The organism is Parabacteroides sp. AF17-3 (assembly GCF_003635445.1).
GTDB lineage: Bacteria > Bacteroidota > Bacteroidia > Bacteroidales > Tannerellaceae > Parabacteroides > Parabacteroides goldsteinii.
On the sequence record NZ_QTMM01000002.1, the window covers coordinates 440,806 to 455,741 of the forward strand.

Sequence of the window (14,936 nt, forward strand, 5' to 3'; positions counted from 1 at the left end):
GGGAATTTTGTTTATTCCCCCGTTTTTACCTCCATCATTAGTGGAAAAACACATAGATTTATCGATCTGATATATAGCTAATAAGGGTCGGCATAAACAATTCCGCGTCCATGCGAACCGACGTATACTCTCCCGTATCTTTTCGGATCTCCAGAGATGTGCAGCACCAATCCGTATTGGTGGTCATCATCATTGATACGTACCCAGCCACGGGCCGCATCGTCGGAACGAAAAAAGCCCGATATCCCGTTCACGATCCCTGCCAGATATAACGACGGATAATCCGAACCGGGCGCGGCTTTTCCAAAACCGAAAGCGTAGATACGACGCACCTTATCCAGGGGTACGAATGCTTCTCCGGGAAGACCATGATATAGGCCGTCAAAAGCGGCAATCCATAAGTCGCCTTCCTTTCCCGGCGTAGCATACACACGGTCCTGTCCTCCCCGGCGATCACCACGGGCATTGCGTGCCTTACTGTCAAATGGGGCAAAAGGCAATCGGCGGGACCGGAAACTAACACCGCCATCCATACTTTCATATAAAACAGCGGCAGAAAGATCGAGAGCGTAAAAACGTTTCGGATTGACACGGTCGGCAATCACACGGAGATTCTCTGGGATTCCCTCTGCAGTCGACCAGGTTACCCCCCGGTCATTCGTATAATAGACAGGCATGCGGTCGGGTGTCCATATCCAGGTTCGTCCGTCAGAAGAAACAGCGACATGTCCATTTTGAGCTTTTTCCTGAGGCAGGGAAACCGGCTCCAGCCAACTCTTTCCCCCATCCATCGAATAGGCTAACGGCTTGCCTTCAGGGTGATGATGCGAAACAGTCCCCACACGGACAACCAGATCCGGTTGATCTTCTGCCCCGGTAATATCGGTCGTATTGGAATAATAGGGATCGGCATGGCTACCGGACGGAACGGGACGATCCAAATCCAAATGGGTAAAGCCGCCATAGTCACCTATCGCACTGATCAGTTGCGCACCCTGTTTCGGGCTGTATAATTCCAAAGGAACAGTTTCCTCTATCCCCGTACTCATCACTTGCCACTGTGTCGGTTCTTTTTTATCCATATTACCGAGATTGAATGTCTCCCAACCGCCATATCCGGTTGTAAACAGGGCATGATCGGGATCAAACGGGTCTATTTCAATATCGAACATCCAATGTAACGGGGTAAACTCCACATAAGGAGCTTTGCTGTAATCGAAGCGGGCACCTCCAGCAAAAACAGGTTTCCAGTTTTTTCCGCCATCGGTAGTCCGGTAAATATCATCTTCCGCATACGAACCGGCGACCGGACGATTGAAGGTACTGACAATAAGATGCTTCGGATTCTGCTGATCGACAGACACTGCGGCATATCCAAAAGCAGCCCCTTTATCCGGATCAACCTTTACCGGAGAAATATCCTGCCATTTTTCAGTGCGAGGATCATATTTCCAGACCGCCCCGTCATTCATCCGCATCGGACCGGGATTACTGCCATACGTAATATACAGATAGCCGTCTTCTGAAAGGGCCGCCTGAGTGGGGCGGTATTGTACCGGCTGTCCCGCAAGCGGTTGCCAGCTTTCTCCATAATCATGGCTGACAAAGAAATTGTTGCGATCTTTTAGCGAAACACCGATATACAAAGTCGAACAACCTTTACCGACTGTGCCGCCCGATGGATCAAACAAAACTAAATTAATACCGCAACCACGATCCTGCATCCACGGATTACCTCCTTCGGGAATAACTTTCGTCACATCCAGAAACGAACGAACCTGTTGCCAGCTTTTTCCCCGGTCCGCTGAACGCCAAAGACCATCCAGACGGGTACCCAGATAGATTATATCGCTATTCAAAGGGTCTACCATCATGCGTTCGCCATTACCGCGGCCATTTTCATTTCCTCCCATGGTAAAAGGCATGTCGGTACGGGTAAAAGTCCGTCCTCCGTCATTTGAACAAAGGACAGCCCCGTTCGTACTGCGGGTATAGGTTCCGCATGAAAGATAAACGGTTTGAGGATCATTGGGATCGACCGCAATACTCTCCACACCGACCAGATTGTTATCGTCATAAGTGATCCAGTCGAGCATAGAAACCCACTGTTGCGTATCCTTATCCCAACGATAGGCACCACCCATATCGGTACGGCAATAGCGTACGTCTTTTTCCTTCGGATGAAAAACAATCCCGTCTACAAATCCTCCGCCTACGATCTGAACACTTTTCCAGCGATAGTGTTCCACAGGAACGGAAGGGCGAAGCGATTGGGCAATAATTCCCTGGCCGCCCATTGACAAAAGAATCAGAAGTCCTGTAATGGTCATTGAAATGGCTTTCATGGTAATTGTATATTAATGGTTACTCTTTTTTCATGTAGTCGGACGGCAACGTCCCGAATTCATCTTTGAAATATTTACGGAATAATTTGATGTCGTTGAAACCGACCTCACTGGCAACCTCGTTGATACGCATCTGACTTTTCTCCAGCAGTTGCGCTGCCCGTTTCATACGGATTGCACGAATCAGTTCGACCGGTGTTTTACCCGTTATCGAAAGTGTTTTCTTATAAAAGTTCACACGGCTCATCCCCATCTCCCGGCTTAACCGCTCGACAGAAAGTTCCGGATTAGCTATTTGTTCTTCGATATAGGCTATCGCTTTCCGCATCAGCTGCTCATCCATCGAACTGATCGGGATATCGGCCAATTGAATACCTGTTTGCGATGATTGCATGAACTGCTTCTGCAACCGTTTCTTCATTTCTACCAGATGCTGTATCTTCAGAATCAACATATCCATATTGAACGGTTTGCCGATATAATCGTCGGCTCCTGCTTCCAGACCGGTCATTTTACTCTCTTCTGCCGATTTCGCCGTCAAAAGAATTACCGGAATATGAGATGTACGGATATCCTGTTTGATTCGTTTACACAAAACGATCCCATCCGTTACCGGCATCATCACATCGCTGACTACCATATCCGGAAGTTCTGCCAGAATAACTTTCCAGGCCTGTTCACCGTCATCAGCCGTAAATACATGGTACAAGCCACTCAAACTCAACTTCATGAATTCACGGAAATCTGCATTATCATCGACAATGAGTAAAGTCGGTTTATTCGGCTCCGTACGCATCTCCGTATTTTCTTGCTGTGTCTGTCCGAATATTTCGTTTTCCTCTGATATTCCTGTCCTTTCCCCGACTCCGCCCGTATCCGATTTATCCGGTGAAGAGATAATCTCCTGTATCTCCGGAAGTTCGATCGGAAGCGATACCGTAAACGTACTTCCTTTTCCAACCTGGCTCCTGACGGAGATCGTACCGTTATGCAACTTGACAAACTCACGGCATAAATGCAATCCGATGCCTGTTCCAACCACCGTTCCGGATTTATCTTCCGACGGTATCTGATAGAAACGATTGAAGATCAAATCATATTTATCTTCTTCAATCCCTATCCCCGTATCAATGACTTGGATTAACAGCATACTTTTTCCATCCTCATCCTGTTGCATGCTCAGGTTAACAGATATCTCCCCTCCTTCAGGTGTGAACTTGAAGGCGTTACTTAATAAATTGGATACGATCTTAAAAACCTTATCCGTATCGAATTTCATGACCAACGAAGGGAAGGAAGTCGTATACGAAAAACGAATATTCTTTTTCTCCGACAGTTCCTTAAATGAATAAGTAATATTCCTGACAAACAACACGATATCTCCGGAGGACAAAAGTAACTGGACACCCTGCACATCGATCTTCCTGAAATCGAGTAACTGGTTTACCAAACGTAACAACTGGTTTGCATTCTGGTAGATCAACTTCAGTATCATCTGATTCTCCAGGTTACTTTCGCTCTTCATCAGCTTCTCTATCGGTGTAATGATCAAAGACAAAGGTGTACGGAACTCATGGCTGACATTGGTGAAGAAGCGTAATTTCATCTCATCCATTTCATGAAGCTGGTTAACCCGTATCCGTTCCTGTTCTTTCTCGAATTTACGCTTCTGGATATGAAGAATACCCCGGATAATAGCGAACACGATAATGGCAGCCAGGATACAATATAAAAAGATCGCCCAGTTGGTCCCCCAGAAAGGAGGCATGATCGTTATCTTTAATTTTATCGGCTCCTGCCCCCAAACACCGTCATTATTTTCTGCTTTCAACAGAAAGGTATAGGTTCCGGGAGAAAGATTAGTATAAGTAATGTTCCGGTTTACCGCATCAATGGTAGCCCATTTTTTGTCGAAGCCTTCCATTATATACGAAAAGCGGTTCTTCTCCGGAAGAAAATAGCTAAGAGCTGCGATATTCAAAGAAAAACTACGTTCATCGTATTGCAACGACAACTCGTTGCAATAGCTGATATCATCCTGCAAGATGATACGCCCGTTATATGGCTGTCCGGGCAAAATCTGATCATTCTGTACCAGGAAGCCCGTAACGGCAACTGTCGGAGGATAGAAATTATACTTTATCCGGGAAGGATTGAAAACAGTCAGTCCGTTCGTTCCTCCGAAGATCAGTTCTCCTGAAGCAGAGCGGCATACACTGTTCCGGTTAAAAACGCGGCCCTGTACACCCTCATTTTCATAATAAGTAATACAATTGAACTGATATGTTCCGTCTTTCTTATAATGCGGGGTTAGCTGAAGCAAACCGTTCTTCGTCCCAAGCCACAAAACATACGTATCATCTTCCCGGATAGACATAATATCGTTGTCAGGCAAACCATTCGTTTTATCCAGTTGATATAGTTTATCGTGGGAAGGGTCATAGACGGTCAGTCCGTTATTACTGCCGATCCACAACAGATTACGGCTATCCCGGTAAACTGTATTGATCGCTTTATCATTGAACACTTTCCCCCTATTCATCTCCCCTTTAAAAGAAGATACACGCCCGCTTTTCGTATCAAGCATATTCACCCCCAACGAGGTGCCTATCAATAATTCATCCTTATTACCTTTTGATATGGAATAAATATAATCGGAGCCCAATGGATTCTCCGGGTCGCCCGAATGGAAATGTGACCATTCCCCCGTCTTGAGGTCCAGACAATCCATACCTCCTCCCAGTGTGCCGATCCAGAGATTGCCGGCCTCATCTGCATAAAGACTGTAGACACTGTTGTTCGACAACTCTTTCAAACTGTCGGTCTGAGGATGGTAATGTTTAAAACGGTTCCCGTCAAAACAATCCAGTCCACCGACATAAGTACCGATCCAGAGATTACCGCTGGCATCATTTTCCAGACAAACAACAATGTTACTGCTGATACTCGACGGATCAGCCGGATCATGGCGATACTTCCGGTATTGCCCGGTAGTCCGGTTGTAATATAACAATCCGTTCCCGTTAGTCCCGATCCACAAATTTCCGGAACGATCTTCCAGGACGCAATTACAGTCATTGATCTCCGCATCCTCAGCCTCCATAACCGGATAACGGAGCGAACGGAACTTAAAGATACTTTCATGATAATAATTGATACCGTTCTTATAAGTACCTGTCCAGATAATTCCCGTATCATCCTTATATAAACTGATCACACTGTTTTGGCTGATACTCCGCAGGTCGAACGGATTATTCTTCAGGTAACGGATCGTTTCCGTCTTCTTGTCCAGCAGATTCAGGCCACCATGATCGGCAGCAATCCAGATCACACCTTCCGAATCTTCCTCCACTCCCCGTATCAGTGAAGAATTCAGGGGAAGAGACGAAGAAGTATTATATTGTTTCCACCTGCCATTCCGCGGAGTGAAACGGTACAATCCCCCATAACTTTCCGGATCCGGATAAACCCAGATCTCGTTATCACTATCTATGAACAACATGAATCGTCTGGCTTTACACACTTTTTTCAGATGGCCGTTCTTCAAGATGGACTTTCCCTGCTGCAAATCGATCATCTCGATTACACCGGAGGTATGGATCACATATAGAATCTCCCCTTTCTGATAGACATCGCACACCTGCCCTTCCGACGGATCAACCGGATAAACGACCGCTTTCCTTGTGGAATAATCATAGGCGTACAATCGGTTATCTGAAGTACAGAATATCAATTGCAGGTCTTTCCCTTGAAAGACGCCTGATATATTAGCTGGCAAATCCAATTCTTTTCGGGCCTCATCCAACGTCAGAAATATATTTTTAACCGGATTATAGACCCCGACCTTTCCGTCTTCATAAGAGATCCACAGATTTCTGTCTGCTGTTTCCGTAATCTGGGTCACATAGGCTTCCGAAAACAACGCACCGTCCACTTCATGCCGGAAGGTGCGGAACTCATAGCCGTCGAAACGGCTCAGTCCTGAACTCGAACCAAACCACATAAATCCTTTCCGGTCTTTATAGATACAGGTCACTTCATTAGACGATAACCCGTTGTTCACATCCAGACGGTTAAACAGGATTTTATTCTCTACCCCTTGTACGAGAGTAATCGTACAGAGTAAACAAACAATAATATATATAAATCGTATTCTATTCATACAACAGTAATAGATTAATCGGTTTCATCTCCTTTATCCCTGATAACAGGTTTACAAACTTATCATTTTTTGTCTGTACAGATAGGGGATATTTGTAACTTTTTACGGGCTATTTTGTTATTGTAATCAGAATATCAGGGATAATAAGTATTATTATTCACCTATTATCATGATATTTACAAAATAAAACACAAGGATATAAAAGACCGTAAAAAAACAAGGGTCAATATACAAAACCGGAACAAGCATCGTTATTATGTAAACTATTCCGATTAAATTTGTAAGAAATAATTTAGGTAACATATGGCAGTAAAGAAAGACAGAGTACTTTGGGCAGATGATGAGATCGATTTGTTGAAACCTCACATTTTGTTCTTACAGGATAAAGGATATGAAGTGATTCCGGTGATCAGCGGGCAGGATGCTATCGACTGTTGCAGGGATCAATCGTTCGACATCATATTCCTGGACGAGAACATGCCGGGTCTGACCGGTTTGGAGACACTGGCACAGATCAAAGAGATCAATCCCAATGTTCCGGTCGTCATGGTTACCAAAAGCGAGGAAGAAAGCATCATGAACCAGGCTATCGGGAATAAGATCGCCGATTACCTGATCAAGCCGGTCAACCCGAACCAATTGCTTCTTTCCATCAAAAAGAACGTTCATAAAAATGTGATTATTTCGGAAACGACGACAGTCGGCTACCAGCAGGAATTCAACCGTATCGGCATGCAGATCAACGATTCGCTGACCACCGACGATTGGATGGAGTTATACAAGAAACTGGTTTACTGGGAACTGGAACTGGAAAGCAGCCAGGTACAAATGACCGATATGCTCCGGATGCAAAAAGAAGAGGCTAATAACGCTTTCGGTAAATTCGTAAAAAAGAATTATGTAAACTGGATACAGAACCCCGCCGAACGTCCTTTGATGAGTCCGGATCTTTTCAAGAAAAAGGTATTCCCTTTGCTGGACAACGATGAAAAGGTGTTCTTCATCCTGATCGATAATTTCCGTCTGGACCAGTGGCGTGTCGTCAAAGACCTGCTGGCTGAATATTTTACATTCGACGAAAGCCTGTATTACAGTATTCTTCCTACCGCCACACAGTATGCCCGCAACTCTATTTTTTCGGGCCTGATGCCTTTACAGATAGAAAAGATGTTTCCGGACTTATGGGTGGATGAAGAGAGTGAAGAAGGAAAAAACCTGAACGAAGAGCCTTTGATCCGGACACAGATCGACCGTTTCCGCAAGAAGTACACCTTCTCTTATAACAAAGTACACGACTCACAATACGGTGAAAAGCTGTTGAATATGATCTCTTCACTGACGCACAACCAGCTGAATGTCGTTGTCCTGAACTTTGTGGATATGTTATCGCATGCCCGGACAGAAATGAAGATGATCCGTGAACTGGCACAAAGCGAAGCTGCCTACCGCAGCCTGACCCGTTCCTGGTTCCAACACTCGACCACCCTGGAGTTGTTCAGACGCATCTCCGATAAAGGGTATAAAGTGATCGTTACGACCGACCACGGAACAATCCGCGTCAATAACCCGATCAAAGTGATAGGAGACAGGAATACCAATACCAACCTCCGTTACAAAGTTGGTAAAAATTTGAATTACAACCCCAAAGAAGTATTGGAGATACGCGATCCGGAAAAGATAGGCCTGCCCTCTCCTAACCTGAGCAGCAAATATATATTTGCGATGAACGATGACTTCTTCGCTTATCCGAACAACTACAATTATTATGTTTCTTATTACAAGAATACATTCCAGCACGGAGGTATCTCGATGGAGGAAATGATGGTGCCGTTTATTACCATGATACCAAAATAATTGAAAATTGAGAATTGAAAATTGAAAATTAATATACCTTTGCGGGTAGATTACAAATGATCAATAATCAATAGACATCATGAGTATTATCAAGATTGAAAATTTAGATACCATCCGCCAGGCAGCCAAAGAATTCATTGCCGGAATGGATGACCGTACCGTCTTTGCCTTCTACGGAAACATGGGAGCCGGAAAAACAACATTTATCAAAGCGATCTGCGAAGAGCTGGGCGTAGAAGATGTGATCAACAGCCCGACATTCGCCATTATCAACGAATATCGCAGCGATACGACCGGCGAGTTGATCTATCACTTTGACTTTTACCGCATCAATAAGATCAGTGAAGCAGAACAGATAGGAACCGAAGATTATTTTTACAGTGGCGCCCTCTGCTTTATTGAATGGCCGGAAAAGATCGAAGAGTTGCTGCCGGGAGACGTGGTAAACGTTACGATCAGCGAAAATTCCGACGGATCACGAACCGTAGAAGTGAAATAACCGATGGAACCTACCGATTATTTCATACTAGCCATCTTCATTGCCCTGGGAGCATTTTCCCTGGTCGCTGCCATCTTTAACTTCGACTGGTATTTCGAAACCAGCGGAGCAACGACTTTCGTAAATAAATTCGGCAGAAAAGGAGCACGTATATTTTATGCTTTATTAGGATTAGCGCTAATTGGCTGCGGCACACTCGGTTTGATTTACTGGTAAAAAAAATAATGCATCATAAACAAGGAACAGAAGTCTGTCTTAGGATTTCTATTCCTTGTTTTTCTTACCTTTGTACCCAACTAGTATTGCTATTGTATTTACCTGTCTAAATAAAAAACTTATGAAGCGAATTAATTGTATCCATTACATCGTAGCATGTATGCTACTTATGTGTATTACTGCCTGTGATAAAGAGAACTCAACAATAGAAGATGAGATTCCCGCAGCAATCAAAAGCGACTTCTCCAAAAGATATCCATCTGCAGAGATCACTTCTTTCATGAATTATTCGGATGGCATCGACCAAATAAAATTTAAAGATCCGGAACAAAATGAGGCATTGATCTCGTATGTCAATGATAGCTGGAAAATGACCTATACAAAGATCAGCGATATCCAACAACTCCCCATTGAAGTTCAGACTTCTTTCCTGCAAGCCGGATATATTGGCGTACAGGACATTGAGATATTTAAAACAGAACGAGCAGGGATAACAAGGCCCCTTTACACATTACATTTCACGTATCCCTGGAAAAAATCCGACAACATGCAACATTATATTTATATCAATGACGACGGACTTTACTTGAGAACCCTTAGATGTACTCCAAACGATACACGCTGGTTTGTAAATCTGCCCGAAGACCATTTTAATTTTATACACGAAAAATATAAAGGGGCAGAGATAAGAGGATACATGAATGACGGAGAGCATGAATACTTCATCCTTCACAATGATACAATTAAACATGTTTTCTTTCATGGGGAAATAGCAACGGACAGAGGTTTCTGGAGAAGGACAGTGTATGAATTAAGCATGGATACTCCTATCCCGGACAATGTTGCCAAAGTATTAAAACATGACAACCCGGACTTTATCTATACAAACCTTTACTATATTGAATCTGAAGAAGGAAACTCATATCTTTTCCAGGATAAAAAACGGGATGACGAATTAGGATACACTATCGGCGAAAACCTCCAGCCTGTTGAAGAATAATACGACTTTATCACTTTCTATATAAAACAAAAAGAGACAACTGATGCATTAATGACCGGTTGTCTCTTTTATTTTATCCAATAATATCTTCTTTATTCCATCAACATAAAGTCAAGCTGCTTACGTTCCAGATTGGCATTTGCAATCTTCACCGTTACAGGATCACCCAGACGGAAGCGGCGTTTCTTACGACGGCCGATCAGGCTGTATGTCTCTTCATCCATATCGTAGAAATCATCTCCTAAGTCACGGATAGGAACAAGGCCTTCGCACTTGTTCTCATTCAACTCAACATACAATCCCCATTCGGTAACACCGGAGATCACACCGTCGAACACCATGCCTAACTTATCCTGCATAAACTCAACCTGTTTATACTTGATAGACGCACGTTCAGCATTTGCAGCAACCTGCTCCATCGTAGAACAATGGTCACATTTTTCTTCATATTTTGCCTTTACCACGCTGCGTCCGCCTTCAAGATAACGTTCCAGCAAACGGTGCACCATCATATCCGGATAACGGCGGATAGGAGAAGTAAAATGAGTGTAATATTCAAAAGCCAGACCATAATGGCCGATATTCTCTGTCGTATAACGTGCTTTCTGCATCGAACGGATTGCCAATGTTTCAATCAGATTTTCTTCCGGTTTATCATGTACTTCATCCAGCAAACGGTTCAGGTTGCGGGAGATATCGATCTTACTGCTGCCTTCCGTTTTCATCTTATAACCGAAGCGGCGGATAAAGGCGGCAAAATTCTCCAGTTTATCCGGATCGGGCAGATCGTGGATACGGTAGACAAACGTTTTCCTTGTCTTTCCTTTAGGCACTTTACCTACAAATTCTGCTACTGTACGGTTCGCCAGCAACATAAATTCTTCAATCAGTTTGTTGGCATCTTTCGATTCCTTGATATAAGTACTGATCGGTTTTCCGGTTTCGTCAATTTCAAACCTTACTTCAAAGCGGTCGAAGTTAACGGCTCCGTTCTTAAAACGTTTTTCACGCAACTTCTTTGCTAATGCGTCCAGGACCAGTATTTCGTCTTTATAATCACCTTCGCCTGTTTCGATCACCAACTGTGCCTCTTCGTAGGTGAAGCGGCGGTCGCTCTTGATCACGGTACGTCCGATACGCGACTTCTTCACGTTGGCCTCTTCGTCCAGTTCAAAAATAGCGGAGAAGCATAACTTCTCTTCGTCCGGACGCAAAGAACATATCTGGTTACATAACCGTTCGGGCAACATCGGAATCGTACGGTCCACCAAATAGACGGAAGTCGCACGGCTTTCCGCTTCACGGTCGATCAGACTTTCAGGTTTTACATAGTGAGTTACGTCGGCAATATGCACACCCACTTCCCAGTTTCCGTTATCCAGCTGGCGAACCGAAAGGGCATCATCAAAGTCCTTGGCATCTTTCGGGTCGATGGTAAAGGTCAGGACTTTACGGAAATCCTCACGCTTGGCAATTTCTTCTTCCGGGATAATCTCCGATATCTTATTTGCCGCCTTTTCCACATTTTCCGGATAAGTATACGGCAGGCCGAATTCTGCCAGTATCGCATGCATTTCGGCTGTATTCTGACCGGCCACACCCAGAATATCGACCACTTCACCCAGCGGGTTCTTGGCTTCGTCCGGCCATTCAACGATACGGACAATGGCTTTATCGCCATTCTTACCGCCTTTCAGTTTTTCTTTCGGGATAAATATATCGTTTGCCAGCGTCTTGTTCTCGGTGATGAGGAAGGCAAAGCCTTTCGTTACCTGCAATTTGCCGACAAATGTCTTTTTCTGGCTTTCCAGTACTTCGATCACTTCGGCTTCCGGTTCAGCGCCCTTGCGTTTGGCAAACAACTGCACCTTCACTTTATCACCGTCCATCGCATGTCCGGAATTCCGTTCCGCCACGAAAACCGGCGCACCCCCATCTTCCGGTATAAACGAGTTTTTCCCGTTGCTCCGGCGTCCGAATGTACCGATCGCAGTGGTACCCAGACCGTTATACCGATAACGTCCGCGGTCTATTTCTGTAATAAAATTTTCGGCAGAGAGATCATACAGCAGGTCTACAACCTGTAGCTTCTGCACCTGGCTCTCTACGCCAATCAGTTTGCTAATCTGTTTATAGTTAAATGGTTCCTTGGGAGAGGATTGAAAAACGGACATAACGGAGTGGAGCATGGCTTCTTTCTTCATACGTTTAGCCTTGTTCTTCTTCGGTTTGTTTTCTCTATTATCCTTCTTCCCGGATTTGTTTTTCGTCATATATTTTTTGTAATTAAATGAGAGATAAATCATCTCTCTCACAAAATAAACAAATATAATCGATATACTGTTTACAAACAGGTTAAATTATATTGTTCACTTTGCCGGTTGTTTAAATTTGTAAGGCTCCGGCCCGCTTGCTCCGGGTTTACAAACAAAAAGACTACCGCTAAGGGGATATTCTTCCAGTTGTTGTTCCGAAAGTCCGGCCCGTGCCGTTGTAATGTAGAGCGTATCCATATCCTTGCCGCCGAATGCACAAGAGGCCACATTGGGAGCCGGAACTTCTACTTTTCCCAGTAACTCACCCGTATAAGGATTGTAGCAGTACACACCGAAACCGCCCCACTGAGCTACCCATAAATTATCGTTGCTATCGATCGTCATCCCGTCAGGAGCCCCTGAACCGGGAGGTAAGGTGACAGCAACGCCATCAAACAGGATTTCGCCTGTCTTTTCATCATACCGGTAACGAGCTACCTTACCGGTCGGAGTATCATTGTAATACATGTATTTCTTATTGGCCGACCAGACAATCCCGTTAGAGATGGTAACTTTCTCCAACTTGGTCTCCACCGTTCCGTCAGGCACAACCGTATATAATGTTCCGGCACCTTTAGGCGCCCCGAATCCCATCGTTCCGATCCATAAACGGCCTGCCGGATCACATTTTCCGTCATTACATCTTACTTTTCCTTCATAATCGGGAATAGGTGCCACAGATGACAAACTTCCGTCATTCAAGTTCACCCGTACAATCTCATCCTGGAGAGAGACAACCACCGTGCTGTCCGTCTCCGGCACCACTGTCGAAACCATACGGTCGAACTCCCACGTTTTACAGTCCTGCTTGTCCGGATAATATTCATACAAGGTCTTTCCTTCGATATCAACCCAGAATAGGGTATTTCTGTCCGGATGCCAGATAGAACCTTCACCGGTTGTTGCTTCTGCTTTAAATGCCAGATCCGACTGGATCATTTTAGGAGCCGAGGAACATGATGTTCCTGAAAGAAAAGGGACTGTTAACATAAGGGTCACTATTAAATTTTTCATGGTAAATAATCAATTTCGCTGCTCATTATATCAATGCAAATATAAAGTATTTTAATCATTCATAAAGAATAGGCAGGAATTTATTCCTAAAGAAAAAAAGTATTCGTCCCGCCCGGTAACCCGCCGGCAACAGTGTTTTTAACCTGCAATCAGATTGTTTCACTTATTACCTTCAGGAGAAACAGTTGTTTCATCATAGTGAAACAACTTGTTCCTAGTAATGAAACAACTGTTTCTACCTAATGAAACTATATACACATGCCTAGGTAATACTATTTTCCTCCTAAAACAGATCCGAACAGGCACAGGGTATCATGTTAAAAGTCCTAATCTTAAGTCTAAAAGGTCGATGTAACGAATTTATTATGTAAATTTGCCGTTCTAATAAAAATAACCAATGGGTGTAGTAATTAAAGAAGTTACCAGCAAAAAAGAACTGAAGAAATTCGTTAAGTTCAATATTGATTTATATAAAGACAACCCCTACCATATACCGGGATTGATCGAGGAGGAGATGGTTACACTGGACAAGAAGAAGAATCCGGCATTCGAAGTTTGCGATGCCATCTATTTTCTTGCCTACAAAGACGGTAAAATCGTCGGCCGTATCGCCGGAATGATTAACCGCCGTAGTAACGAAGTGTGGAACCAACAGCGCGCCCGCTTCGGTTTTCTGGATTTCATCGATGACGCAGAAGTCGTAGACGCTTTGTTCAACGCCGTTGAAAAATGGGCTAAAGAACAAGGAATGAAAGAGATTCACGGCCCGCTGGGATTTACGGATATGGATCATGAAGGTATGCTGATCGAAGGATTCGACCAACTCGGAACCATGGCCGCCATCTATAACTTCCCTTATTACCCGCAGCATCTGGAACGTATGGGATACGAAAAAGATCAGGATTGGCACGAATTTAAAATATATATCCCGGAAGGTGTACCCGACAAACACCTGCGCATCGGAGAAATAGTAAAAAAGAAATATGGCCTTAAAACAATGAAGTTCAAAAAGACGAAAGAGATATGGCCGTATGCACAAAAGATTTTTGAAACACTGAACGAAGCGTATGCACCATTATACGGTTTTGCTCCACTGACCCAGAAGCAGATCGACTATTATGTAAAAATGTATATCCCGATGATCCGTCTGGATCTGGTGACTCTTATCATCAGGGAAGAGGATGACACCGTAGTCGGTTTCGGAATCTCATTACCCAGCCTTTCACATGCCATGCAAAAGGCAAAAGGACATTTATTTCCTTTCGGCTGGATACACCTGCTGAAAGCATTGAAAACAAAGCCCAAAGTAATCGACTTGTATCTGACGGGTGTATTGCCTGAATATCAGAACAAAGGGGTAAACGCATTGCTGTTCAACGACCTTATTCCCGTATATATCGGTTTGGGTGTCGAATATGCCGAAAGTAATCCGGAATTGGCAAGCAACAATGCCGTACAGGCCCAATGGGACTATTTCAAACGTGAACATCACAAAACAAGAAGAGCATTTATCAAAAAATTAAAATAAGGA

The 14,936-nt window shown here is 44.1% G+C and carries 9 protein-coding genes; 5 read left to right on the top strand and 4 right to left on the bottom strand.

The features are described from left to right. Window positions 1-77: 77 nt before the first annotated feature. Window positions 78-2,345 carry a sialidase family protein gene (locus DWW91_RS03935; RefSeq protein WP_122327011.1) on the bottom strand — a complete coding sequence of 756 codons (2,268 nt, stop codon included), beginning with the start codon at window positions 2,343-2,345 and terminating at the stop codon, window positions 78-80. A 19-nt stretch (window positions 2,346-2,364) separates the two neighbouring features. Then, window positions 2,365-6,507, bottom strand: coding sequence for a two-component regulator propeller domain-containing protein (locus tag DWW91_RS03940; RefSeq protein ID WP_122327012.1), 4,143 nt, complete (start codon window positions 6,505-6,507; stop codon window positions 2,365-2,367). Window positions 6,508-6,810: 303 nt separating this feature from the next. Here DWW91_RS03940 and DWW91_RS03945 point away from each other — a divergent pair, with 303 nt between their 5' ends. The 4 genes from DWW91_RS03945 (at window position 6,811) to DWW91_RS03960 (ending at window position 10,076) form a co-directional block, all read left to right on the top strand. Continuing rightward, the gene (locus DWW91_RS03945) at window positions 6,811-8,361 is read left to right on the top strand and encodes a PglZ domain-containing protein (protein ID WP_122327013.1); all 1,551 of its coding nucleotides are present in this window, start codon (window positions 6,811-6,813) and stop codon (window positions 8,359-8,361) included. 79 nt (window positions 8,362-8,440) lie between these two features. Next, window positions 8,441-8,860, top strand: a complete 420-nt coding sequence (tsaE, locus tag DWW91_RS03950) for a tRNA (adenosine(37)-N6)-threonylcarbamoyltransferase complex ATPase subunit type 1 TsaE (RefSeq protein WP_009860177.1) — start codon at window positions 8,441-8,443, stop codon at window positions 8,858-8,860. Between the two features lie 3 nt (window positions 8,861-8,863). Continuing rightward, window positions 8,864-9,076 (top strand): immunity 17 family protein, encoded by a 213-nt coding sequence (locus DWW91_RS03955; protein WP_009860178.1) that lies wholly within the window; start codon window positions 8,864-8,866, stop codon window positions 9,074-9,076. A 121-nt stretch (window positions 9,077-9,197) separates the two neighbouring features. Next, on the top strand, window positions 9,198-10,076 hold the full coding sequence (locus tag DWW91_RS03960; RefSeq protein ID WP_122327014.1) for a hypothetical protein: 879 nt from the start codon (window positions 9,198-9,200) through the stop codon (window positions 10,074-10,076). Between the two features lie 92 nt (window positions 10,077-10,168). Here the strand turns inward: DWW91_RS03960 and rnr are convergent, their stop codons facing one another. Beyond that, window positions 10,169-12,349, bottom strand: coding sequence for a ribonuclease R (gene rnr, locus DWW91_RS03965; RefSeq protein WP_046146482.1), 2,181 nt, complete (start codon window positions 12,347-12,349; stop codon window positions 10,169-10,171). A 96-nt stretch (window positions 12,350-12,445) separates the two neighbouring features. Then, on the bottom strand, window positions 12,446-13,381 hold the full coding sequence (locus DWW91_RS03970) for an SMP-30/gluconolactonase/LRE family protein (RefSeq protein WP_010801010.1): 936 nt from the start codon (window positions 13,379-13,381) through the stop codon (window positions 12,446-12,448). A 421-nt stretch (window positions 13,382-13,802) separates the two neighbouring features. Between DWW91_RS03970 and DWW91_RS03975 the strand changes: the two genes are divergently transcribed. Beyond that, window positions 13,803-14,933 carry a hypothetical protein gene (locus DWW91_RS03975; protein WP_046145978.1) on the top strand — a complete coding sequence of 377 codons (1,131 nt, stop codon included), beginning with the start codon at window positions 13,803-13,805 and terminating at the stop codon, window positions 14,931-14,933. The last annotated feature ends 3 nt before the right edge of the window (window positions 14,934-14,936 follow it).